Origin of the sequence: Lachnoanaerobaculum saburreum DSM 3986 (assembly GCF_000185385.1) — a bacterium.
In the GTDB taxonomy this organism is placed as follows: domain Bacteria; phylum Bacillota; class Clostridia; order Lachnospirales; family Lachnospiraceae; genus Lachnoanaerobaculum; species Lachnoanaerobaculum saburreum.
In genome coordinates, this window is record NZ_GL622296.1 from 1,669,478 (window position 1) to 1,692,861 (window position 23,384).

General features: G+C 34.2%; 16 protein-coding genes and 2 CRISPR repeat arrays. Of the genes, 13 read left to right on the forward strand and 3 right to left on the reverse strand.

Annotation, left to right across the window (positions count from 1 at the left end; all coding sequences use genetic code 11):
• Genes HMPREF0381_RS15995 through HMPREF0381_RS07745 form a run of 9 tightly spaced genes read left to right on the forward strand, consistent with a single transcriptional unit; the run spans position 1 to position 11,548 of the window.
• Positions 1-72 (forward strand): CRISPR-associated endoribonuclease Cas6, encoded by a 72-nt coding sequence (locus HMPREF0381_RS15995; protein ID WP_408610949.1) that lies wholly within the window; start codon positions 1-3, stop codon positions 70-72.
• A gap of 49 nt (positions 73-121) precedes the next feature.
• Positions 122-1,678, forward strand: coding sequence for a TM1812 family CRISPR-associated protein (locus tag HMPREF0381_RS07710; protein WP_008751390.1), 1,557 nt, complete (start codon positions 122-124; stop codon positions 1,676-1,678).
• 28 nt (positions 1,679-1,706) lie between these two features.
• Entirely contained in the window at positions 1,707-3,437 is a 1,731-nt protein-coding gene (locus HMPREF0381_RS07715) for a hypothetical protein (RefSeq protein WP_008751391.1), read from the forward strand.
• Positions 3,427-5,718, forward strand: a complete 2,292-nt coding sequence (locus HMPREF0381_RS07720) for an RAMP superfamily CRISPR-associated protein (protein ID WP_242824407.1) — start codon at positions 3,427-3,429, stop codon at positions 5,716-5,718. The genes HMPREF0381_RS07715 and HMPREF0381_RS07720 overlap by 11 nt, the downstream gene beginning before the upstream one ends.
• Before the next feature lie 13 nt (positions 5,719-5,731).
• Complete coding sequence (locus HMPREF0381_RS07725) at positions 5,732-7,207, forward strand: RAMP superfamily CRISPR-associated protein (protein ID WP_008751393.1); 1,476 nt, start codon at positions 5,732-5,734, stop codon at positions 7,205-7,207.
• On the forward strand, positions 7,182-7,718 hold the full coding sequence (gene csx19, locus HMPREF0381_RS07730) for a type III-D CRISPR-associated protein Csx19 (protein ID WP_008751394.1): 537 nt from the start codon (positions 7,182-7,184) through the stop codon (positions 7,716-7,718). Before HMPREF0381_RS07725 ends, csx19 begins: the two co-directional genes overlap by 26 nt.
• Positions 7,719-7,720: 2 nt before the next feature.
• Positions 7,721-9,631: a TIGR03986 family type III CRISPR-associated RAMP protein gene (locus HMPREF0381_RS07735; protein ID WP_008751395.1), complete on the forward strand. Its 1,911-nt coding sequence runs from the start codon at positions 7,721-7,723 to the stop codon at positions 9,629-9,631.
• Between the two features lie 35 nt (positions 9,632-9,666).
• Positions 9,667-11,229, forward strand: coding sequence for a TM1812 family CRISPR-associated protein (locus HMPREF0381_RS07740; protein WP_242824408.1), 1,563 nt, complete (start codon positions 9,667-9,669; stop codon positions 11,227-11,229).
• Between the two features lie 13 nt (positions 11,230-11,242).
• Positions 11,243-11,548 carry a type II toxin-antitoxin system RelB/DinJ family antitoxin gene (locus HMPREF0381_RS07745; RefSeq protein WP_008751397.1) on the forward strand — a complete coding sequence of 102 codons (306 nt, stop codon included), beginning with the start codon at positions 11,243-11,245 and terminating at the stop codon, positions 11,546-11,548.
• A 96-nt stretch (positions 11,549-11,644) separates the two neighbouring features.
• Positions 11,645-12,520: direct repeats of the CRISPR family, unit length 30 nt; unit sequence GTTTCCATTCCTTATAGGTAAGGTACTTAC.
• Between the two features lie 451 nt (positions 12,521-12,971).
• On the opposite strand, the gene cas1b is transcribed toward HMPREF0381_RS07745, so the two are convergent.
• From cas1b to HMPREF0381_RS07760, 3 genes are all read right to left on the reverse strand, one after another.
• Entirely contained in the window at positions 12,972-14,891 is a 1,920-nt protein-coding gene (cas1b, locus tag HMPREF0381_RS07750) for a type I-B CRISPR-associated endonuclease Cas1b (protein WP_008751399.1), read from the reverse strand.
• Positions 14,892-14,899: 8 nt separating this feature from the next.
• A complete protein-coding gene (cas2, locus tag HMPREF0381_RS07755; RefSeq protein ID WP_008751400.1) occupies positions 14,900-15,160 on the reverse strand; it encodes a CRISPR-associated endonuclease Cas2 in 261 nt (86 codons plus the stop codon).
• Between the two features lie 51 nt (positions 15,161-15,211).
• Positions 15,212-16,229: a CRISPR direct-repeat array (repeat unit 30 nt; unit sequence GTTTCCATTCCTTATAGGTAAGGTACTTAC).
• Positions 16,230-16,689: 460 nt separating this feature from the next.
• Complete coding sequence (locus HMPREF0381_RS07760; RefSeq protein ID WP_008751402.1) at positions 16,690-17,100, reverse strand: PaaI family thioesterase; 411 nt, start codon at positions 17,098-17,100, stop codon at positions 16,690-16,692.
• A gap of 341 nt (positions 17,101-17,441) precedes the next feature.
• On the opposite strand from HMPREF0381_RS07760, the gene HMPREF0381_RS07765 reads away from it, so the two are divergent.
• From HMPREF0381_RS07765 to HMPREF0381_RS07780, 4 genes are all read left to right on the forward strand, one after another.
• Complete coding sequence (locus HMPREF0381_RS07765) at positions 17,442-19,232, forward strand: DNA-directed RNA polymerase subunit alpha C-terminal domain-containing protein (RefSeq protein ID WP_008751403.1); 1,791 nt, start codon at positions 17,442-17,444, stop codon at positions 19,230-19,232.
• A gap of 147 nt (positions 19,233-19,379) precedes the next feature.
• On the forward strand, positions 19,380-20,381 hold the full coding sequence (gene mreB, locus HMPREF0381_RS07770; RefSeq protein WP_008752892.1) for a rod shape-determining protein: 1,002 nt from the start codon (positions 19,380-19,382) through the stop codon (positions 20,379-20,381).
• Between the two features lies 1 nt (position 20,382).
• Positions 20,383-22,617: an SF1B family DNA helicase RecD2 gene (gene recD2, locus HMPREF0381_RS07775; RefSeq protein WP_008751405.1), complete on the forward strand. Its 2,235-nt coding sequence runs from the start codon at positions 20,383-20,385 to the stop codon at positions 22,615-22,617.
• The gene (locus HMPREF0381_RS07780; protein ID WP_008751406.1) at positions 22,592-23,335 is read left to right on the forward strand and encodes a ComF family protein; all 744 of its coding nucleotides are present in this window, start codon (positions 22,592-22,594) and stop codon (positions 23,333-23,335) included. Before recD2 ends, HMPREF0381_RS07780 begins: the two co-directional genes overlap by 26 nt.
• Positions 23,336-23,384 lie beyond the last annotated feature (49 nt).

A 23,384-nucleotide genomic window follows, 5' to 3' on the forward strand; every position in this document is an offset into this window, starting at 1 on the left:
TTGCAGTTTTTATACGATACAGGTTTGGGGTCGAGGAACTCTCAGGGATTTGGGATGTTTGAGCAGGTCTGAGGTAAGTATGAAATTATAATATTGACAAATAATAAGGAGTAAATAATTTATGAAAAGTATTATATTGTTGGCTATGAGTATATTAAATCAAAATATGAACTTAAATAAAGAAGGTATGCAATTTTTAGTTGAAGATGATTCCGGTTTAGAAATAAAAGACTGTCGCTCACAGCTGGAACCTGTTGTTAGGTATTTTCTGAAGGATAAAGAGTGTACAGATGAGGTGGATATACTTATGCTTTGTACAAGACCAACATTAGAAGAGTTTATACCTAATGATAAATCAAAATATGTAAATAAGAAAGGTATAGAGTTGGATAAAGTCAGTGCTGTAAGCTTCTTAAAAGAACGAATAGAAGAATGTTCTGAGAAGAAATGTAAAAAAATTGTATATAAAGTTTTTCCTTTATATAGAGAAGAAGGGGAAGTACCTGTAGGATTGGATGCTGAGATAGTTTTAGATAAAAATAGTTATGAACCTGATTATCTTTACGGTATGAGAAGTGTTATTACAGAAATAAGACATGCGGTTAATGAAAATAATAAAGAGGAAAAATCAACACCTTTTTATATTGTATCACATGGTGGCTTGAGAGATGTTGTTCTTTCGTTGAATGCTATTATATCTTTGATGGATGGTGAAGGAATAAGACCCGGTAAAATATGTGGAACTAACACATCAAATCATACTATTGAGGATCAAAGGGCTTCTTTTGATATATTCCGCTTTGTTTCAGGTATGCAAGATTTTTTAAATGTTGGAAGTGTAGAAACACTACAAAATTATTACAAAGAGTCTGTTTATTTATATAGTTCAGATAAAGAAGATGCTGAAGAATTTAATAAGAAGCTTTTGGATGCAATGAATAAAGTTTCAATAGGTGTTCAATATAGTAATCCTGAAAGCTATATTTCCGGGTTAGATGATTTGAAAAAGGTATTGGATACAGATGTTGATGATAAGTTTGAAAAGACAAGTCTGGGAATTTTCAAGGATACAATTAAAAAAGATTTTGGAGTATTGCTGGATCCGGAAAAACGTACAGAAGTTGATATGGTGGAAAGGTGTATTAATAAGAAACAGTATCAGCAGGCACTTACATTTTTGGAATCTGCATTTCCTGAGTTCTATAGAAAAAATAATATTATTTCATTTTCTTCAGATCCGGGAATTAATATAGAAAAATTTAACAATTTTTTCAAAAAGCATATACACTTAAAAGACAGAGACAAATCACCTAACAAGATTATTGAAGATTTTTTTACCGAATTAGAAAAAAGAGATGAGCCTAATGGAGTGTTAAATGACAGTGACGATTGGAAGGAAAATCTGGAGGAAGAATTGAATAAACACTTGGAGTATATGGAAAAAGTAAATAGTAGTAATGACTCAGACTCCAAAATTGTAATTGGTTCAATTTATAGTTTTACAACAGATATTTTCCCTGTCTTTAAAATGCATAAAGTGTTAAAAGAGATTAGAAATATATTTAGCCATGGAAAAGTAGAGAATAGACCTAATATAACTAAACTTGATAAATATATGCGAGCTTATTTAAAAGCTTTGAGAAATCTTGTAGAAAAAAGCAAAGTAGAAAAGTTTTAAAGTAGGTTATGTTAGAAAAGGAGGAAATATGGCGGAAAATGGTTATGTACTATGTATGTATGACATACGAGGAAAGCAGGAATTTATTTATAAGAGTTCAAAATTAAAGGAGATTGTGGGAGCTTCTTTAATAATTAGAGATTTATTTGAAGATTACTTATATGATGCCGCAAAGACATGTAGAGATGAGATGAATAAGGAGTCTAAAGTTAAGGAAGAATATAAAGATAAGGATGCTATTTTTAAGTATGATCCAAATAAAGAAAAACTTGATAGATTCAGCTTCGAAAAATTTGAAGATAGGATGAACGGTAATCAGTATATCGGTGAGATTGTCTATGACGGCGGTGGAAATTTTTTGATGCTTTATAAGAATAAAGAAGCAATGAAAAATACCACAGAGATTTTTACAAAGAAAATTCTTAAAGAGATAGGAACTTTAAAAGTAGTTGCCACATATATCGGAAATATTAGAGAAGATAACTACCATAGTGATGGTACTAAGGATCCGGGAGACTATGAGAAGCTGTATCAAAAGCACAGATTTCGTGAAAGTACTGCACTTTATACACAGCCATATGGAAGTTTGCCTATAGTACAGACATCTCCGGTATCATCAATGCCTCTGACATATATGTACGATCATGCGCCGAAAGATATCAGTGCTTCCGAAAAGTCATATTTTAAATGTTCTACAGAGACTAATGCCAAGCTGAAAAAATATTGGGAAGAAGCTAAGGATCATGGTGACGAGATGGGTGAGACGATATTAGACAATATCGTGGCTGAGACCAAGGGTGAAGACAGCATGCTGGCAATATTTTATATTGACGGAAATGCTATGGGTGCAAAGGTACAGGCATGCTTACATGGAAAGAAAAATTATGACGACTGCGTAAATTTACTTAGAGAATTTTCTAAGAAAATACAGAAAACTTTTATTGATGACAGAAAGAAGGATATGTTAAAAGAAGATAAGGATAAAAAGCATTATAGAAGCAGAATCCTAATCGGAGCCGGAGATGAGATGACTATTATATGTAGAGCCGACGAATCTTATGAGATTATAAAAGAATATCTTTCAAAGATACCTTCACCATATTCATCATGTGCCGGAGCGGCTATTTTCCACAGTCATACACCATTCTCAGATGCATACCGTATTGCTGAGCAGTGTTGTGAAGATACCTGCAAAAATTATATGAAGGAAAATGGCTTGACATTGGCCAATCTTATGGACTTTGAGTACTGTCAGGGCGGAATAGGCTTTAAGTTAAGTGATATTCGCAAAGAAAATGGAGATGATGATAATTCAAGACCTTGGTTGGTGGAAAGTAATGATAAAAAAAAGACATCTTATCACTATAAACCTGTAAAAAATAAAAACTTGCCGCCTTGGGAAAAAGGAAAAGCAACAGAAGAGGCTGATAATAAAAAAATAATAGAAAAACTGAAAGAGGATAAGCTCCTTACATTGGGCGATGTTGAAGATTTTCATAAAAATCTTTCATTTCTTGGCAGAAGCAATATTAAAGGTTTGGCAATCCCTGTATCGCTTTCAGAATCAGCACTAAGAACAGAGCTTAGACGAATTATAGCTCATATGTCCAAAGATAAAAAGGAAAGCATGGGATTTAAATCAGATATTGAGAGTGTTGAGTATTTTATAAATAATAAGAAACTCCTAAAGGATCTTGTACGTATGTATGATACAGGGTATGGAAAGGCAAAAGAAGAGGAGGAAGAAAATGCAGAATAAGAAACAAGGTGAAATACATATTACACTGTACTCTGATCTATGTTCGGGAAACGGATATTCATACTATGGAACTATTGACTCCGAGGCGGAGTATGATGATTTCGGACTTCCTTTTATACCGGCAAGAAGACTGAAGGGGTGTTTAAGAGAATGTGCGAGGCTTTTAAGAGACGCGGGATTATGGGAAGAATCTACAGATCCTTTAAATTACCTGTTTGGAGTAAGCGGCGATGACTCTACAAAGGGTATCAGAATTGAGAATGCGTATATATCAGGTTATGAACATATAAAAGTGGGTTTGAAACTTCTACAAGAGAACAAAGAAATTAAAAAATATATATCACCTGATGAAGTACTGGATCTTTTTTCCGATGTAAAGGCGCAAACAAGGATGGAAAACGGTGTTGCGGATGACAATTCACTTAGATTTACAAGAACTATCCATCAATTTTCACCTTTTAATAAAGAAAACAGACTTGAGTTCATTGCAAAGGTAGAATACCCGGATGGTCAAGAAGATAAATTAAAACAGATTTGTAAGGCACTTCGTCATATAGGTATGAATAGAAATCGTGGACTTGGATGTGTAAAATGCGAGTTTAAGGCGGAGGATAAAGCAGCCGATACAAAAGATGATATTAAAATTGTTGAAAATGTGGAAATAAATAAAGATTTAAATCAAAAACTTAATTTTACTGTATTTTTTGAAAACCTTGGTCCATTGATAATCAGTGGAGATGATAAAAATACTACATTAAAGTATATTTCAGGTAAGTCTGTGTTGGGGGCTTTGGCAGGAAGCTATCTTAGTATAGAGGGTAACAGTGCAGATGATGAAGAGTTTGTTCGTTTGTTTTTAAGCGGAGATACCATATATTCAGATTTTAATATTTCAGATGGGGAACATATTTTTTATCCGGCACCTTCATTTATAAACAAGATGAAAAAAAGCAAGAAATATGTAAACAGCTTAAAGTATTCAGAGAATCAAGGTTATAGCAGTGATGACTATAATCCTGCAAACGGAAATCAACCAAAGAAATTAAAAGGCAAATATATATACCTTGAAAAATTAAATAAGTCCGGTGCTTTGAATATTTTAGATTGTGAGCCAAAGCAAAGGGTCATCTATCACCATAGAAGAGGTAATGATGCCCTGCTGTATTCACAGACTGCATTGAAAGAAGGACAAATCTTTGCAGGAAATATTATATGCGGCAGAAGGGATTATGAACTTATTTTGAACCTTTTGAGAAAAACAAATTTCAGTTTCGGAAAGTCAAAAACTGCGCAGTATGGAAAATGCCGTATTATATCGATAAATACCGACATAATCAATGATTTTAATGTAAAGAAAGATGAGTTGATATATGTTTCATTGGCCTCAAGAGGCATTTTTCAAGATAAATATGGATATACACAGGAGCCTAAGAAAGTATATAAAATTATTGGAGAGCAGCTTGGCTTATTAAATGAAAAAGCGGATGAATATATTCAAATAGGAGAGACTGATTACCCGTTCTGTTCCATACAGCCTGCAATGATATATGGTTATTTGGGTGTTTGGAATCTTAGAAAAGCTCCTATTGCAGGAATAGAATCAGGTTCTACATTTGTATATAAAGCAGCGCAAGATGTCTGTATCAAAAAATACTACGTAGGAGAACGAAATTTAGAGGGCTTCGGAAAGGTCAGTATTTATAAAGGAGATGAACTTCCATACGAATTAAAAGTGGATAATGAAGATAATAAATCTACAAAAGATAATAATGAGCTTTCTAATGTTAATGATGAGGTCAAAGAGATATTAAAACAGAGCTTATACAAAGTACTTTACCAAAATATACTTGAAGACATGCTTGTAAAAATGGATAAAGACGATTCAAAGTTTATCATGTCTCCATCTACTATAGGGCGTGTAAATCTTATGGTGAAAGAAACTTTACCTGACAGTGAATCGGTTGCAAATGAGAAATATATTGATTTTGCAAAACGTATTGTATCTATAAAGCGTGATACGGAAAGAAACGAGATCGGAAAAGTTGCAGAGAGATTCTTCGGGACAAAGCTACCTGATAAAAATGATTTAGGCAGCTTGGATATTAAAAAGATACTTGGAGCAAACACGGATAAGTATAATGAATCGGAAAAATGCAGAATATATAGCTTGTTATGCCAACTGACGGATGAGAAAAAAGTTAATTCGCATATTCTTAGTTGGTGGGGTAACTTAATGCTTGAGTTGTTGGCAGATCAAAAGTATTTGAAAAAATTTAATTAGCAGGAGCAGTGAAATGGGGAAAATTATAAAAAAACATTATTTAAAAATAACCTTTCAACTTGACTCTCCTTTATGTATCGGCAGTGGAAGAAATGATATCACAGATCAGGATATTTTACGTGATGCGAGGGGGATTCCTTATATTCCGGGAAGTGCTGTAGCCGGAGTACTTAGAGAAGCCTGTCAAGAGATTATGGATGATAAGGCGTGGAAGTATTACTTTGGATATTCATCAACTAATACAGGAAATAAAGTTAAGAGTGACGATGATATTATAGAGAGTCAAATTATATTTTATGATGCCACTTTAGTAGGAGATAATAAAGATAAGGACGGAAATCCTAAATACCGTATTTCTCAAAGGGACGGTGTTGCCCTAAATGAGTATAAAAGTGCAAAAAAACAGGCGAAATTTGACCGGGAAATTTTGGAAGGTGATTGTAAATTTCAAACTTTTATAGAGATATCCGAGGAACAATCGGATGTAAATGAAAAGGTAAAAGCGGATGAAGTACTGACAAATATTGCAAAAATCTGGAAAGAAACGGATATCAGATTCGGTGCAAAGACTACCAGGGGATTCGGTAAAATATGTAATGTAGAAATCATCGGAAAAAACTTTGATTTTACTTTGAAAGATGAAATAAGCAGTTGGCTGGACTTTGATATTTTTGAAGAAAACTCTTGGAAAAACGCTATATTATATAAGGATATGCTTAATACTTTAATGAAAGATAGTATATGGGCTCTAAAAGATAATAATAAGCTTTCATTAAAACTCAGATTGGAAGGAGGACTTTCTATAAGAAGGTACAGTACAGAGTGTAGTGATGAAGAATCTTCTCCTGATCAAGAGCAGCTGACAACTGTAAAGTTTGATAAGAACGGATCGGAAGAGGTGGCGGTTATTCCCGGTACTACTTGGGCAGGAGCTATCGGGCATAGAATGGAGGAGCTGATTGATTGCAGTAAGGTCAAAGAAGTTGAAAGAGGTAAAGGTGATATACAAAAGTATTATTACTTCGGTACTGTAAACAGTAAAGTGAAAGAGAAGTCACTTATTTATTTTAGTGAAAGCAAACTGACAGGCGGGCAGTTTAAAAAAATGTCAAGAAATGCTATCGACAGATTCCTTGGAAGTACTGCAGAAGGCGCATTGTTTACAGAGAAAATATACATAGGTGGGGAGACTACATTGGATATCAGTTTTGGAGATCCGTATAATACAGCTGTAGTATATTCAGATGATTTTATCAATGCTTTGGCAGCCACATTGACCGACCTCCATGAAGGATATTTGGCAGTCGGAGGTGCAACATCTGTGGGAAGAGGTATTTTTTCCATACTAAAAATAAACGGAGTGAAACTGAATGAATGTAAGCTTGAGGGTGAAACAAACTCTGTAGTATTTGACAAACTATATGAGACTTTGAAAGCGTTGATTGGAAAAAAGGAGACAGAGAATGGAACACATAAATGTCAAAAATAATGATATAGAAAAAGTGTTAAATGAGATAAATGAAGACTTTCCTGATGCTACAGGCAGTACATTCTTTGTTGCACAGTATACGGATAAATTTGATGTAGGTATTTGGAATAAAGATATTATTAAAAATGTGAATAAGCTGTTGGAACTTCGTGTTTTTGACAAGAACAAAGAATGGAAGCTATTTAGAAGTGATATAGGAAAAGATTTCAGCTATAGATTTCAAGGAGAAGATGATAATAAAGGAGAAGGCGTGGACTACTTTGATGAAATTCAACTTCTTGACATTGATACAAAAAGGTCATCAAAGGATTCAAGGAAAATGTGTACTATGGCTGGGGGAAAATATAACCTTCCAAAAGATATATCAGACTTGGATAGGGCAGCTATTAGGGTACGCCACTACTTTGGAGTAGACAATGAATCAGGTCAGGCGTTTATACGAGATTACCGTTTAGTTGACTTTGAAAGTGCTGATAAAAGGGACTATAGTAAGGATTTGAAAGGAGTGTAATAATGAGATATAAATTTAGTAATAACAATTATTTTATCAATCCATATACATTTGTAGAAGGAGAAGAAACAAAAAAATATGAAGGTATGACTAAAAAGGGAAGTAATACCGGAGTATTCACTTGTCGCATATATCCCAAAACTCCAATATTAGTACTGGATCCTTTTGATAAGGAGGTGTTCAGAGAAAGTATTTCTACAAGTGATAGTGGTGAAGAAATAAAAACTGAACATTATTCTTATAAATTCTTACATATAGGAGATGAGAAAAATATAAAACCTATCATCCCGGGAAGTTCTATAAGAGGTCCTCTTCGCAATATGTATGAAACACTGACAGACTCTTGTTATGCCACAGCTAGTACTGATCAATATATTACAGCCAGACCTAAAAAGGCATTTGAACCGGCACTTTTAAAAAAGAACGGAAATATATGGGAACTCTATTCAGCTACAAGATATAAATTCCAAATAGATGAATATTTTACTGCAATTGGAGAACATTTGGATTCAAAAATTTCTTCAATGACATATAAAGCTGCTGTAGGAAATTATGGTAAAGATGTTAGATTCAATCCACATACTGTAACAACAACTGTTAATAATCGAGAAATTACACAGTATTTTGCCACAGATATCGGTAGTAGTACAGCGGTGAAAGAAGGATATTACTATGTAGGAGAATATATTTCAAATAAAAAATACGAGAGTATATTTGTTAAAAAAAATGAAATAAAAAATATAACTCCAAATAGTATAAAACAAGCTTTTGATGCATTAAAGGATACTTTAAAAGTATATAGGGATGAAAAAGTCAATCAAAAGTTTGTTAAATCAATCGTAAAGTGGAATGCAGATCAACATGGAGGGTATGCAAATGTAGATTTGGATGCTTTTGAAAAAAATGGTGGAGTATTACCGATTTGGTATAAGGAAGTCAATGGGAAATATTATTTTTCTCTTGCAAGTATAGGTCGTTTTAAATACTATACGCCAATAGACAGTATTCTTAAAAAGAAAAATAAGATGCCATGTGCAGATTTAAAAAAGCTTTGCAAAGCTTGCAGTTTGTTCGGTATGGTAGGAAATGAGGAAGGACTGGGTAGCAGTATACGAATTACAGATGCTATATTTGAAGGTAATATTTCTGATTCAATTAAGGAATATAATCTTAATGAACTGCGTACACCTCACCCGTCATATTTACCTTTCTATGCCAAAACTGATAATTATTTATCCGGTTATGATGATCCTAAATGTAATATCAGAGGTAGAAAGTTTTATTGGCATTTTAAACCTGACTACAATAAATTAAAAAATCTACCTGAAGATAAAGTAGATACAAAGATGTGTGGAATAGATAAAGGTAGCTTTACTTTTAAAGTGTACTTTGAAAATATTACAGACGAACAACTTGCTGAGCTTGCAACACTTCTTTGTCTCGGGGAAAATGATAAAAACGGAAAACGTTGTTATAAGTTGGGGCATGGAAAGCCTTTGGGATTCGGAAGTGCGAAGATAGTAGTTGATAATATTCAGATAAGAGATTTTAAATCAAAAGAACATAAGTATATAATTAAATCATGTTCTAACTTAGGAAATGATATAAAGGGGTGGGATTTGTTTAGTGATAATAAATTTGATGTTCCTTTAACTAATATATATAAATCCTTAGATAATATAAGTAAGATATTGGATTTTGAATTAAACGGTAATGCGGAAGTGAAATATCCAAATGTAATAAATAAAAGCAATAAACCTGAAAGAGACCTAAAGGATAATGAGTTGTCATCAGCACAGTGGTTTTCTAAAAACTGGATGTTTGGAAGAAGGGATGCTATACCGACATATACATTGCCGGATTATAAAGATGAAAATCAGAGCTTGAAATCAGTAGAATTTCGCAATGATTAAACAAATTTTTATGATGTAATAGAGGGGGATATATTATGTCATCCACAATACTTATGGCTGTCAGCACATTTAACGGTAGAAATCACCCTAGAATGGAAAATGGAGATCAATTTCAAGGTGTAGGAAACGATGGAAAAGATATTATTATTGATGACTGTAAATCTCAAGGAGAAAGTATAGTTCGTTATTTTTTGAAGCGAATGCCTCCGGAAGATGAGGTGAATATTATAATGCTGTGCAGCAGGAAAACCTTAGAAATGGATGAAAAGAATGGGGATGATGGTAATGGCAAGATTCATAGTGCAGTATCGTATCTGAAGGAAAGAATTGATAAATCACCTGAAAAAGGAAAACATAAAATAAACTATCAGGTGATAAAACTATATAAGAATCAACTTCCAACTGAACATAGACTTCAGGAAGCAGATACTATTGATCCGTCTATTCCTTTGATACCGGCATCTAGGGAAGAGGAATGTTATTTTCCGGATGATGAATTGGGAGCTATTGCAATGGCAGCTGAGTTTATACGCAGTCAAAAGAATCAGGAAAAAAGATCTTTCAGATTATATATTGATACTCATGGAGGACTAAGGGATGTAGTAATTGCTCTAGGTGCAGTTATCTCATTGTTATCAGTGGGAGAAGCAATAAGACCAAAGATGATAATGGGTATAAATATGGCTTCAGGAAGAATAGAAGACCAAAGTGCTTCATTTAATATTTTCAGTTTTTTCTCAGGTATTAATGATTTTTTGCATTTTGGCAATGCGGATGTATTATCAGAATACTTTGACAGCAAAAATGAGTTTTCATATCTAACAGGAGCAGATCCGGCTGTACAAAAGATAGCAAAGCAAACCATAGAGCATATGAAAAAGATTTCTTTGGGTGCACAGATGTCTGATCCTAAAGCATTTATTGAGGGTTTGAAAGAACTTGGAAACGAATTTCAAACCGGTGTAAGTGAAGATGGAAAGAGTATATTGAAAGGTACATCACTGGGAATCTTTGAGCAAAAAATAAAAGATGAATATGGTGATCTGCTAAAAGCCCCAAATATTTTGGACCTTATTATCTGGTGTGTAAATAGAGGATTGATTCAACAGGCTCTTACATTTATAGAATCAATGTTGCCTTATTATTATAGAGAGAAAAAGATTTTGTATTTTGATAATGAAGAACTGAAAGGTTTTGGAGAGGATGAATACAGTGCATTTAACAGATATTTGAATAAATTTAGGTTTGAAAAGCAAGATAGAGATAAAGAACCGGCTTTTTATGTATATCAAATGGTAGAGAAGGCCGGAACAAATACAGTATCATGGGCTAAACCCGGATCTAAAACTTTACTCCATTATCGTATAGAAAATGGTTGTTTGGAAGTAAAAAGTAAATGGATTCGTAAGGATAAAACCGGGAATATCTTATTATATGATTTTATTAAAAAAGTTGTACCTCTTTTGCAAAGCCATCGTACTTTGAAGATCATTCGCAATGTATTCAATCATGGAAACCCTGATTATAGAGTTAGTCTGACAAATCTAAAAAAACTTATAATAGACTATATTTCAGATTTGAAGAAGTTAAAAAAATAGAAAGAGAGGTATTTTGAATAAGCAGGATTTAATACAGTTTAGGATTGACAGGGATTTAAAAATTGATGCTGAAGATATTTGTAATCAGCTGGGAATTGATTTATCAACAGTTCTCAGAATGTGTCTAAAACAAATGGTTGCACAAAAAGGCATACCTTTTTCAGTACATTTATCAAATCAGAGATATTTCTCTTCTGAAAATGATATAAATGATTTGAAAAGTAAGGATATAGAAAATAAATGTGAGAAAGGATTGGGAATAGACATTAGGGGAATAAACGAAGAAGTAGACAGTATCAGAAAAGAAAATAAAATATAGACAATATAAAAAGGCAGTAGTATCGAAATGGTACTACTGTCTTTTTTGTTGTTTAAAGGCAAAATAGAACCAACAGATATATCAAAATACCGGTTGGTTTTCATTCTTTATAGGTAAGGTACTTACATTCGGGAGCTTCAAAACAAAGAATCTGATATGTATAATCGTTTCAATTCCTTATAGGTAAGGTACTTACGCAGAGGCTAGAAGAAAAGATATAGAAGAGCAATTGTTTCAATTCCTTATAGGTAAGGTACTTACGAGAACTCGATAAGCATAAGAATGATAGATTTGTATCACCAGCTAATAGTTTCCATTCCTTATAGGTAAGGTACTTACCCGACAAAAGGCCGGAGATCCCAAGCAATAGACCTGAACCGAAGTTTCCATTCCTTATAGGTAAGGTACTTACTCTATAGCTGGAATAGTATTATGGATTACTTGGTGGAGGGATTTGTTTCCATTCCTTATAGGTAAGGTACTTACTCGGTTGGTAGCCGACAGCACGAGGGTGCAGCTCGTAAAAGGTTTCCATTCCTTATAGGTAAGGTACTTACATATTTTGAAAATATCAAAGCCAAGCTTAATTATAAGCACGTTTCCATTCCTTATAGGTAAGGTACTTACACAGTTATTAGAGAATACGAATCTGAGGGAATCGCAAGAGGTTTCCATTCCTTATAGGTAAGGTACTTACTTAATGGAAAAACTTTTAAAATTGATTTGATTGAGCAAAGGGCAAAAAAGTTTCCATTCCTTATAGGTAAGGTACTTACGGAAAAGTTTGTACGTTAATAAGGAGGGACGTATGGTTTCCATTCCTTATAGGTAAGGTACTTACCAAGTACTATCCAGCAGGCTTTGTCTACTTGAATTGTTTCCATTCCTTATAGGTAAGGTACTTACTAAATCAGATTGGAATCACTGCTATGCAGCTTATTCGTTTCCATTCCTTATAGGTAAGGTACTTACAACTGCATTTAAGCCGTTGTGATAGGTAAAAACTCTTGTTTTGACCTAAAACTATTGTATTACAGGCTAAAAAGTCTGTCAATCTATTTTTAAGAATGGCTTAAAATGGGACTTTTCAGGGTGTCGTGATTGTATACAATCAGTGACAGACTTTTTTTCTTTATTGCATGAAAAGAGTAATTGTAAGTATTGTTTTAAAAATAAGTATATTAAAGCAAAAATATAGCACTATTTCGAATAAAATCCGTTTAAAACAGTAAACTTATATTAAAAACACTTAACAAGAACTTATATATCAAGATATGATAAAAATTAATCAAATAATGTAATTACAAACACATACTATAGTATGAATATGTAATTACATATTTAAAAGCAAAAATAGAGGGCGACAGACTTTTTATTCTATAATGATTCGTACATAAAAAATAGGAGAAAATCAATGCCCCTGCTAGTTGTACTTAAATGGCTTGTATTTTTCATCATAGCAGACAAGCCGAAATATTTTATGAATTTCTTCACGAATTCTGGTGTCATAGGTTCGTGGCTTATTTTCTTCAGTCTGCTTTTGGTAGACTTTATTTTCAAGTTCATTTATAAAAATTTGTTTTCCTTCTTTGTTAAGATAGATTCCACCATCTTCAGTCTTTTCAAAATGTTCAGATGCATGAATCATATGACGATTTATTATAGTAAATATTGCCCGATCTACAATTAACGGTTTAAATAAATCTGCAATGTCAAGGTTTAAAGACTGATTTCTTCTATTGGTGGCATGGACAAATCCTATACGAATATCCAAAGAAGTTTTTTGAATCTCTGTAGCTATACGATTGTATAAAAATACATTTCCAAAACTTATCAATGCATTAAGAGGGTCTTTAGGAGGGCGTCTTGTTCTTTTAGTAAATTCAAATGCCGGATCACATATAATTTCATGGAAAAGGCTGTAGTACAATTGTCTGGCTCTTGCTTCTATTGTCAAAAGCATTACTATATTAGTTGCTTCATTCATTGCAGTTATATACTCTGAAAAAGAGGTGATTCCATCTTTTAGATTCTCACTTGAATGATGCCTTTCGTAATACTTAAGGTTGGAGCGCATATTGTGAAGGGAAGCTATCTCAAGCTTCCTAGCGATAAGTTTTCTCTTTTCATCATCTAAATATATTGCTGCCTGCTTCAACATTGTAAGTCCGCCATGCAGGCTTTCAGGTGGAGAAAAGGTACCTGCAAGTTCACCGTATTTATCGAAAATATTTACACAAATCTTTTTATTCCCCACATATTTAAAAAAATCCGAAGAAAATATGACGGAAGTATAGACATTCAGACTTTCTGTAGCCTCTACAGGAAGATACTTTTTTCCACGATCATTTTCAAAGAGTAGTGTAAAATCTTTTCTATTTAATATTCCATTATTGATAATGTGGTAGTTTCTATCTACTCTTTGAATAGCAGTAGTACTCCAATGTTGATATATTTGTGGCGGTGCTTTTTTCTTCTTGATTGCAAGAATCTGATGTTCCTTTTTATTTTTGGTAAAGCTGTAGCCTAGGTAATTTTGTTTAATTCCCTCATATATTCCACTTTTTTGCGGATTTATATCCATTTCCAAATCATTTTTCAAAATGTCATATACTTTTGTATAGGTTTCTTTTGCTTCTTCAAAACTTGCAAAGAACATCGCAATATCATCACAGTAGCGACAAAATGAAACATGCATTGACTCAAGTTGCGTGTCCAAAAGTGAGAGATATAAATTTCCAAGAAAAGGGCTAATGGGAGAACCTTGCAAAATCCCTTTGCTTTTTGTTTTTATCACATTCTCCTCTGATATTCTACAGTATAAAAGATTATGAAAAAGAGAGAGAAGAACATTATCATCAATAATTCGTTTCAAGATCATTTCAAGCCTATCTATAGGTATTGAGTCAAAATAATGCTTTATATCGATTATAGCGACTCTAGTTAGTCCAGTATTTAGATTGTTTGCAAAAGTTGCCACAGCCTTATCTACTCCAAGTCCGGGACGAAAGGCAAAGCTCGAGGATGAAAATATTGAATCATAATATTTTTCCAAGGAAGTTGCAAGGCAACGCAAGACAAGGCGGTCAATACTGTTAAAGGAAGATATAGAACGCCTTTTTCCTGTATAATTTACGATTTCATAGATTTGAACAATTCCGGGTTTGTACTTTCCTTTTCGCAGTAAAGAAAGATATCGCTCTCCATTAATATTCCAATCATCTCTTAATTCAGAAAGATAGAGCCCGTCTATTCCACAAGTATCTTTCTTTGTGGAAAGATGGTCTAGAGCCTCTTCAATCTGTTCGGAAATAAAAATATCTTCCATCGTAAGCTTTTTCATAAGATATCTCAGATGATGTTCCCATGGTACACCTGTTTTCCAATGCTTTCTTTTTTGGAATATCGAAGTGTTTCCAGAGAATAGATATTAATGCAGTCCTCGGAAACGTTCACGATTCTTTTTAGTTCTTCTTTTAGGTGTTTTAATCGTCCTGGTGTAATAAGCCCTTCGAACACTGAACGTTGCTCATGTGTAAGGTATTTTCGGATGGTTTTCATCACCTTGGGATCTCGCTTAGCCTTAACATCATATGTGATAATGACGAACATCTCTTCCTCCTTGTATTTTGATTTTAGTATTCCAACCTGGTGAATATAGGTTGTAGTACTCCTTATAGGTAAGGTACTTACAACTCATCATAGCCATATACCATTTGCTATACTAGTTTCCATTCCTTATAGGTAAGGTACTTACAGGCCTGGATCTTCGCTGGGGCGTCTGGACTTGGAAAAGTTTCCATTCCTTATAGGTAAGGTACTTACCTGAAGCGGGACGATAATGTCGCCGTGGAAGTGGGTTTCCATTCCTTATAGGTAAGGTACTTACCTTGTTCTCGCAAGGGCGATCCCGTGAACAACGGAGTTTCCATTCCTTATAGGTAAGGTACTTACAAAACCACTCGCCGGACTCAAGTACACAGTTAAATTCGTTATACCGTTTCCATTCCTTATAGGTAAGGTACTTACGAATCAGAAAATGCAATCAATAATGTACAGCTTAATTCATTAGTTTCCATTCCTTATAGGTAAGGTACTTACTGTAATAAAGACTGACAGTGATAAAGCAATTGTGTATTGTGATGGCAGGTTTCCATTCCTTATAGGTAAGGTACTTACGATGCTCTGTTGATACCACCTCCCATAGAGTACATAGGTTTCCATTCCTTATAGGTAAGGTACTTACCCTCCAAACAATGGTTTTAGTAATCTTGGTTCAAAAAAATACATGATGTTTCCATTCCTTATAGGTAAGGTACTTACAAACACTTCCTCTCAAGAGCAAGGAGATCAGACCGAGCAGGCTCGTTTCCATTCCTTATAGGTAAGGTACTTACTTCGCACTGGCTGATGGAATGTTTGCGGAGGCAGGTAACGTTTCCATTCCTTATAGGTAAGGTACTTACGCTCTCAGTAGTTATTTTGCATATTTACCAACAAGACTTGGATTTGTTTCCATTCCTTATAGGTAAGGTACTTACGGAGAAACTGACCAATATTTTGATGAAGGTATGGGTGGATGGGTTTCGTTTCCATTCCTTATAGGTAAGGTACTTACGGATCAGTCTCATCAGAATGTGACGGTCGACCAGTTTCCATTCCTTATAGGTAAGGTACTTACAACTGCATTTAAGCCGTTGTAATATGGGAAAGCCCTCGCTTTGTGCTAAATTTATTGTAGTACAGGTGAAAAAGTCTGTCAATCTATTTTTAAGAATGGCTTAAAATGGTGCTTTTAAGTCTGTCACTGATTGTATACAATCAGTGACAGACTTTTTGATCTTAATGAGCAAAAGTGCTCTTTGTAAATATTGTATAATAAATGCAGTATTTAAAATTATATAATATACTTTTTTGAAGTAAAATATGCTTAAAATATTAAATCTACATCCGAAATAGCTCTACAGAGGTTTTGTATCATATTATTATAAAAAATAAGATAAAGAAGAACATGCAATATACATGCATAACCCATACCATAATATGTGTTTGTAATACATATCCGTAAAGTAAAAGTAGAGATTGACAGACTTTTTCACTAAATATATATAAATGGCATGAGTATATGAAGTTCATACATTTTATATTTCTATAGGCTTCCCAAGCGACATAAATGAAAATATACCTACTGCAAGCTCGACATCGTCCTGATCTTTTACAGATATACTGTAGACAGAGATTTTCTTTCCTTTCTTTATTTCTGTGGCTGTAGCATAAAGCTCTTTTGTATTTATCCCTGCACGCAGATAATGAAAGTTTCCATCTATTGTAGTAACATGTATTCCATAGGAACTTGCAGCGGCACCACCTACAATATCAGCAATAGTATAAAGACAACCTCCGTGTAATGAACTTATTGGGTTTAAAAATTCTTTTTTGACTTTCATTGTGGCTTTGGCATAGCCGTTTGAAAGCTCGGTAAGTTCTATACCAAGCAATTTTGCAAAGTTGTTGTTCATATTTCGAAATGATTTCAATTTTTCAAAATCCATGATTGATTCTCCTTAAATTTATTCTAATGATTATATAACAAAATATATTATATAAAAAGTACCTCTTGTATTAACGCTAGATTTGTGCTAGCATAAGTAGGTGAAGTTTACTTGGTTTATTTTTTAGCCATTGTTTTTGAGAAGAGTCGTATTACCTAGGGGGTAGTGCGTCAATTTTAAAAGCAATGGCTTTTTGCTGTGCTTTTTTGTACCTTGAAAATCAAATCCGCAGATGCAAATGATGGTAGACCGGGGAAGTATGCGATGACAGACAGTGAGCATGCCAAGGAATAGTCATTGTAGACTGCGACTTTAATAAAACAAAAAAGTGAGGTGTAGCAATGAGTAAAACAAATGAAATACGTATGGAATATTTATCTTCAACATCATTTGTATATACAGGTGCATTTAATGGTGAAGTTTATGGTGTAATTGACAGGCTTATGGCTTATTTGATGTATTTAAAAGAAGGTGAGACTCTTGGAATTGAAATAATAATGCAAGCGAATGAACCTAATAAAAACTATATATATTTAGATTCAGATAAAGAAACTTGTATAGATGAGTTTGATTGGATTTTTAGTCATTATGCAAAGGTGATTCCAGATAAATATATTTTAGCAAATAAGGATAATGCAGAGGATAGAGTAAGATATAGACTTGTTGTTGATGAAAGTATGTGTATGACATATAGAGAAGATGATCTAATATACAAAATGTGCAAATCAGAATATTTTGAAGAGATGTGTAAGGAAATAGGCAATATCGGCGGTCATATCAGTGTGATTATGAAGGCAACTGACATGAATAATCATAGTATTGGAAGTATCGTCTTTGATTTTCCACAAAAAATATCCAAAAAATTGAAATCTCTTATAACTATGATTTTTCGTGACTCTGTTTTGGAAGAAGCAGTTGATGATGTAATAGAAAATAATATAGATAAAAAAAGATTTGGAGATTATGTCATTATGCTTTTAAAAACACTTGAAATGCAGCAAAAGGTGGATGAAGACTCTATTGACAACCTAGAACTTGGCGTTCGTTCCTATAATGTTTTAAAAAGAGCAAATATAATATCAATAAAGAAGCTACTTAAGATGTCTGATGATGAACTACTAAAAATCAGAAATCTTGGTAAGAGACAAGTTGCAGAGATTAGAACACAGCTTATTGAAAAAAATTATGTAAGCTCATATGAGGATGATTTTTTTGAGGATGTAGACCCACTTGAATCAATACAAATTCCAGAAGATAGCTGTGAAGATATAGAGGATAAGCACAAATATATGGGTGAATTACAGGCTTTAGTGGGTATAAAAGCCGCAAAGGATCAGGTGAAAAAGATTTTGGCATTTGCAAAGATGAGAAAAGTTATGGAAGAAAAGGGAGAACAATTAGATCCGATAACTTTAAGTATGGAGTTTGTCGGAAATCCGGGTACTGCAAAAACCACTGTGGCAAGGATTGTGGCAGGAGTGCTAAAAGAAATTGGTATTATAACGACAGGAGAGTTCATAGAGGTGGGAAGAGCCGATCTTGTAGCACAGTATGTGGGTCAAACAGCCCCGATGGTGCAAAATGTATTCAAAAGTGCTAAGGGAGGTGTGCTCTTTATAGATGAGGCGTATTCTCTTTTAGAAGAAGAAAGGGGAAGATTTGGTGATGAAGCCATCAATGTTATAGTTCAGGAAATGGAGAATAATAGAAAGGATACAGTTGTAATATTTGCAGGTTATCCAAAGGAGATGAAAGAATTCTTTCTAAGAAATCCGGGGCTTAGATCTCGTGTGCCATTTACTGTAAAATTTGATGATTATTCTACAGATGAATTAGTGAATATCTGTGAGTTAGAAGCAAGTAAAAGAGGATTTTTGATAGATATAAATGCAAAGGATAAGATAAGAGAAATGTGCGATAACTCTATAAAGGCTGTTGAGAATGGAAATGGAAGATTTTGTAGAAATCTTATAGAAAATTCTATTCTTAATTTTGCACTAAGAAATTATGGTGATGGTGAAGTAAATGGTGGTGTCAAGTATGTACTTAAAAAGGAAGATTTTTTTGATATCAATGTTTTTAATAGCAAAGATAATCAAACTCCAATAGGTTTTCATGTCTTTTCTTCGTAAGTCTTATATCAGCAGTGGTTTTACATAGAAATATATTTTTTCTTTATAAATTATTTCTAAATATTGATATTGGCTAAATTGATTATTTGTTGTAGAATAGAAGATAATGTATTAAATATAATTTTTGAGAGTAGTTTGGAGGAGAATATGTTTGGGTTTACATCCAATGATATCGGTATAGATCTTGGGACAGCCAGCATCTTGGTTTATATCAAGGGAAAAGGTGTTGTATTAAAAGAGCCAAGTGTTGTTGCTATAGATAGAGAGAACGGAAAAATACAGGCAATCGGTGAAGAGGCAAGGCTTATGATAGGTAGGACACCTGGAAATATAGTGGCTGTAAGACCTCTTCGTCAAGGTGTTATATCTGACTATACTATTACAGAAAAGATGCTCAAATATTTTATAGATAAATCAGTGGGCAAAAGGACATTTAGAAAACCGAGAATAGCGGTATGTATACCGTCAGGTGCTACAGAAGTAGAGAAAAAAGCTGTAGAGGATGCTACATATTCAGCAGGCGCAAGAGAAGTAAAGATTATTGAGGAACCTGTAGCGGCAGCTATAGGTGCCGGAATCGATATTTCAAAAGCGGTAGGAAATATGATAGTTGATATCGGTGGCGGTACGGCTGATATTGCTGTTATCTCACTTGGCGGAACTGTAGTAAGCACATCAATAAAGATAGCAGGTGATGATTTTGATGAAGCTATAGTCAGATATATGAGAAAGAAACATAATCTTTTGATTGGCGAAAGAACAGCTGAGGACATTAAGATTAATATCGGTGCGGCATATAGAAGACCTGAAGTACTCTCTATGGAAGTAAAGGGAAGGAACCTTGTAACAGGTCTGCCAAAGACTATAGAAGTAAACTCGGACGAGACTCTTGAAGCACTCCGTGAGCCGGCAATGCAAATCGTAGATTCGGTTCACAATGTTTTGGAGAGAACACCGCCTGAACTTGCAGCTGATGTATATGAGAGAGGTATTGTGTTAACCGGTGGAGGTGCATTGCTTTCAGGTCTTGATTCACTTATTGAGGAGAAAACAGGTATCAATACAGTTATAGCCGACAATCCTTTGACAGCCGTTGCAATCGGTACAGGTAAGTTTATTGAAGGTGTAAAGGGAGAATCAAAAAAATAATATGCAGACAGTATCAGGCTATATTGAAAAAATCATTTATAGAAATGAAAATAATGGCTATACTGTACTTAGTGTAGAGAGTGACGATGACAGTTATGTCTTTGTAGGCACTTTCAACTATATTGCTGAGGGCGAATTTATAAAGGCAAAAGGAAATATGAAGCTGCATCCAAACTATGGAGAGCAGCTTTTTGTTGATGAATATGAAATAACAGAGCCGCAGGAGCTTGACAGTATTGGGAAGTATCTGGCATCTTCCGCAATAAAGGGAGTTGGTGAGGCACTGGCAAAGAGAATCATCAAAAAGTTCAAGCTGGACACTCTAAGAGTAATGGAAGAAGAGCCTGAAAGACTTGTGGAAGTAAAAGGAGTAAGTGCTAAGCTTGCCAAGTCTATAAGTGAACAAATACAGGAAAAGAAGTCAATGCGTGATGCCATGATTTATTTGCAAAAGTTCGGCATCAGTATGAAGCTTGCCGCAAAGATATACTTGGAATACGGTAGCAAAGTCTACAATATTATTGAAACCAATCCGTATCGATTGGCAGATGATATTGACGGTATCGGCTTTAAGATTGCAGATGATATTGCAAACAAGGTGGGAGTTACGGCGGATTCAAAGTTTCGTGCTATTGCAGGAATAGAATACATATTGTCAAATGCCATGCTCTCAGGTCATCTTTATTTGCCGGACGGCATACTGCAAAATGAGTTTTTAGAGTTGTTCGGAGAAAATATATTTGACTTTAATTCACTACTGGCTGAAATGCAGATAGAAAAAAGAATTGTAGTAAGGAAAGATACAGAAAATAATGTATATCTTGCACAGTCCTATTATACGGAACTGGCTGTTGCAAAGATGCTTGTAGATATTAATATAAAGGCAAAGTATGATTCAAATAAGGTAGAAGAAAAAATCCTGAATATAGAAGAAAAAGAAGGTATTGTTTTAGACGATTTGCAAAGGCAGGCGGTAATTGAATCTATAAGCAGCGGTTTGATAATAATTACAGGAGGTCCTGGAACCGGTAAGACCACCACTATAAATACTATTATAAAATACTTTGAAAGTGAGGGAGAGAGCATATCTTTAGCCGCACCTACCGGAAGAGCTGCAAAGAGAATGTCGGAGGCGACTTCCTATGAAGCTAAAACTATTCACAGACTGCTTGAAATCACTCCAAACAGCAGTGAGATATCAAAAAATATCGGAACACATTTTGAAAGAAATGAGGACAATCCGCTTGAGGCGGATATAATTATCATAGATGAGGTCAGTATGGTGGATATTTTCCTGATGAACGCTCTTTTAAAGGCGGTAGCTGTAGGAACCAGACTTATTTTGGTGGGAGATATAAATCAGCTTCCAAGTGTTGGTCCGGGGACTGTACTGAAAGATTTGATAGAGTCGGATTGCTTCAATGTAGTGAGACTGAATAAAATCTACAGGCAGTCGGACAGGAGTGATATTGTAATAAATGCACATAAGATAATGACAAATGAAGAGATTGATCTGTCAAAAAAGAGCAATGACTTTATTTTTATTAAGCAGAGCAATCCGGACAATGTGACAGGTTCAGTCATATCGCTGGTTCGTGATAAGCTGCCTGACTATGTAAATGCCACAAGCAATGAACTTCAGATAATGACACCTATGAGAAAGGGTCTGCTGGGTGTGGAAGCTTTAAACTCATTTTTGCAAAGAAGCCTAAATCCTTCAAGTAAACAAAAAAAAGAAAAAGAGTATGATACAGCAGTATTTCGAGAAGGCGACAAGGTGATGCAGATAAAAAATAATTACCAAAAAGAGTGGTTTGTATACAATGATAAGCATATACCTACAGATAAGGGATTTGGAGTTTACAATGGTGATATCGGTACTATAAAAGAAATAGACATGCTTTCAGAGAGTTTTACACTTTGTTTTGATGACGGAAGGGTATGTGAATATGAGTTTTCAGAGTTTAATGAAATAGAACTTGCCTATGCCATCACAGTACATAAGTCACAGGGAAGCGAGTATCCGGCAGTAATCATACCCATATACAAAGGACCTGCCATGCTTATGAACAGAAATCTTATCTATACAGCCATTACCAGAGCTAAAAAATGTGTGGTACTGGTAGGTATACCTGAAGTCTTTTATGCAATGGTGGAAAATACAAAGGAGATGGCAAGATATACGGGACTGAAAAAAAGAATAAAGGAGCTTGCAGCACTGTCTAAGGAGGAATGAGATTTTTAAGGCAATAGGTGATAAGATAATTGATGCTGTTTTTCCAAGGAGATGCCCTGTATGTGGAGAAATTGTGAGAGAAAAAGGGCATCTGATCTGCAAGAGTTGTATAGGAGGGCTTCCGTTTGTAAAATCACCCTACTGCATAAGATGTGGGAAGGAGATAATCTCATCGGATGATGCCTACTGTGATGACTGTAAATGTGAAAGAGAGTTTGTATCAGGAAGAGCTCTTTGCAATTATACCGATAATATGGCTCATATTATACTTAAAATAAAATACGGCAATAAAAGAGAGTATATTGAAGGATTTGCAAAGCTTTTAACAATTAGATATAAGAAGTTTATAGAAGCCGCAAATATTGATTGTATTATTCCCGTTCCTCTTCATAGTTCAAAACAAAGGCAAAGAGGATTCAATCAATCAGAGATACTTGCAAGGTGCTTGTCAAAGTATTTGAATATTCCTGTATATACAAAATATTTATACAGAGTAAAAAAGACAAAGGATCAAAAGGGGCTTAATCGTAATGAAAGGCTTCACAATCTTGACAATGCATTTGTAGTAAAAGGATTTTCGAAAGAGGTCAAAAATGTTTTGATTGTAGATGATGTATATACCACAGGTACTACTATAGAAAAATGTGCAAAAATCTTAAAAGATGCGGGAGCAAATGAAGTTTATTTTTTAACCATATGTACAGGCGGCATAAATTAGTAGTAAAATATCCATAGGTTAGTAGTTTTAGACCTGATAATTTACTTTT

Excerpts from the sequence above, each read along its gene's own strand:
- HMPREF0381_RS07710 (WP_008751390.1), top strand. The coding sequence starts at position 122 with ATGAAAAGTATTATATTGTTGGCTATGAGTATATTAAATCAAAATATG.
- HMPREF0381_RS07715 (WP_008751391.1), top strand. The coding sequence starts at position 1,707 with ATGGCGGAAAATGGTTATGTACTATGTATGTATGACATACGAGGAAAG.
- HMPREF0381_RS07720 (WP_242824407.1), top strand. The coding sequence starts at position 3,427 with ATGCAGAATAAGAAACAAGGTGAAATACATATTACACTGTACTCTGAT.
- HMPREF0381_RS07725 (WP_008751393.1), top strand. The coding sequence starts at position 5,732 with ATGGGGAAAATTATAAAAAAACATTATTTAAAAATAACCTTTCAACTT.
- csx19 (WP_008751394.1), top strand. The coding sequence starts at position 7,182 with ATGGAACACATAAATGTCAAAAATAATGATATAGAAAAAGTGTTAAAT.
- HMPREF0381_RS07735 (WP_008751395.1), top strand. The coding sequence starts at position 7,721 with ATGAGATATAAATTTAGTAATAACAATTATTTTATCAATCCATATACA.
- HMPREF0381_RS07740 (WP_242824408.1), top strand. The coding sequence starts at position 9,667 with ATGTCATCCACAATACTTATGGCTGTCAGCACATTTAACGGTAGAAAT.
- cas1b (WP_008751399.1), bottom strand. The coding sequence starts at position 14,891 with ATGAAAAAGCTTACGATGGAAGATATTTTTATTTCCGAACAGATTGAA.
- cas2 (WP_008751400.1), bottom strand. The coding sequence starts at position 15,160 with ATGTTCGTCATTATCACATATGATGTTAAGGCTAAGCGAGATCCCAAG.
- HMPREF0381_RS07760 (WP_008751402.1), bottom strand. The coding sequence starts at position 17,100 with ATGGATTTTGAAAAATTGAAATCATTTCGAAATATGAACAACAACTTT.
- HMPREF0381_RS07765 (WP_008751403.1), top strand. The coding sequence starts at position 17,442 with ATGAGTAAAACAAATGAAATACGTATGGAATATTTATCTTCAACATCA.
- mreB (WP_008752892.1), top strand. The coding sequence starts at position 19,380 with ATGTTTGGGTTTACATCCAATGATATCGGTATAGATCTTGGGACAGCC.
- recD2 (WP_008751405.1), top strand. The coding sequence starts at position 20,383 with ATGCAGACAGTATCAGGCTATATTGAAAAAATCATTTATAGAAATGAA.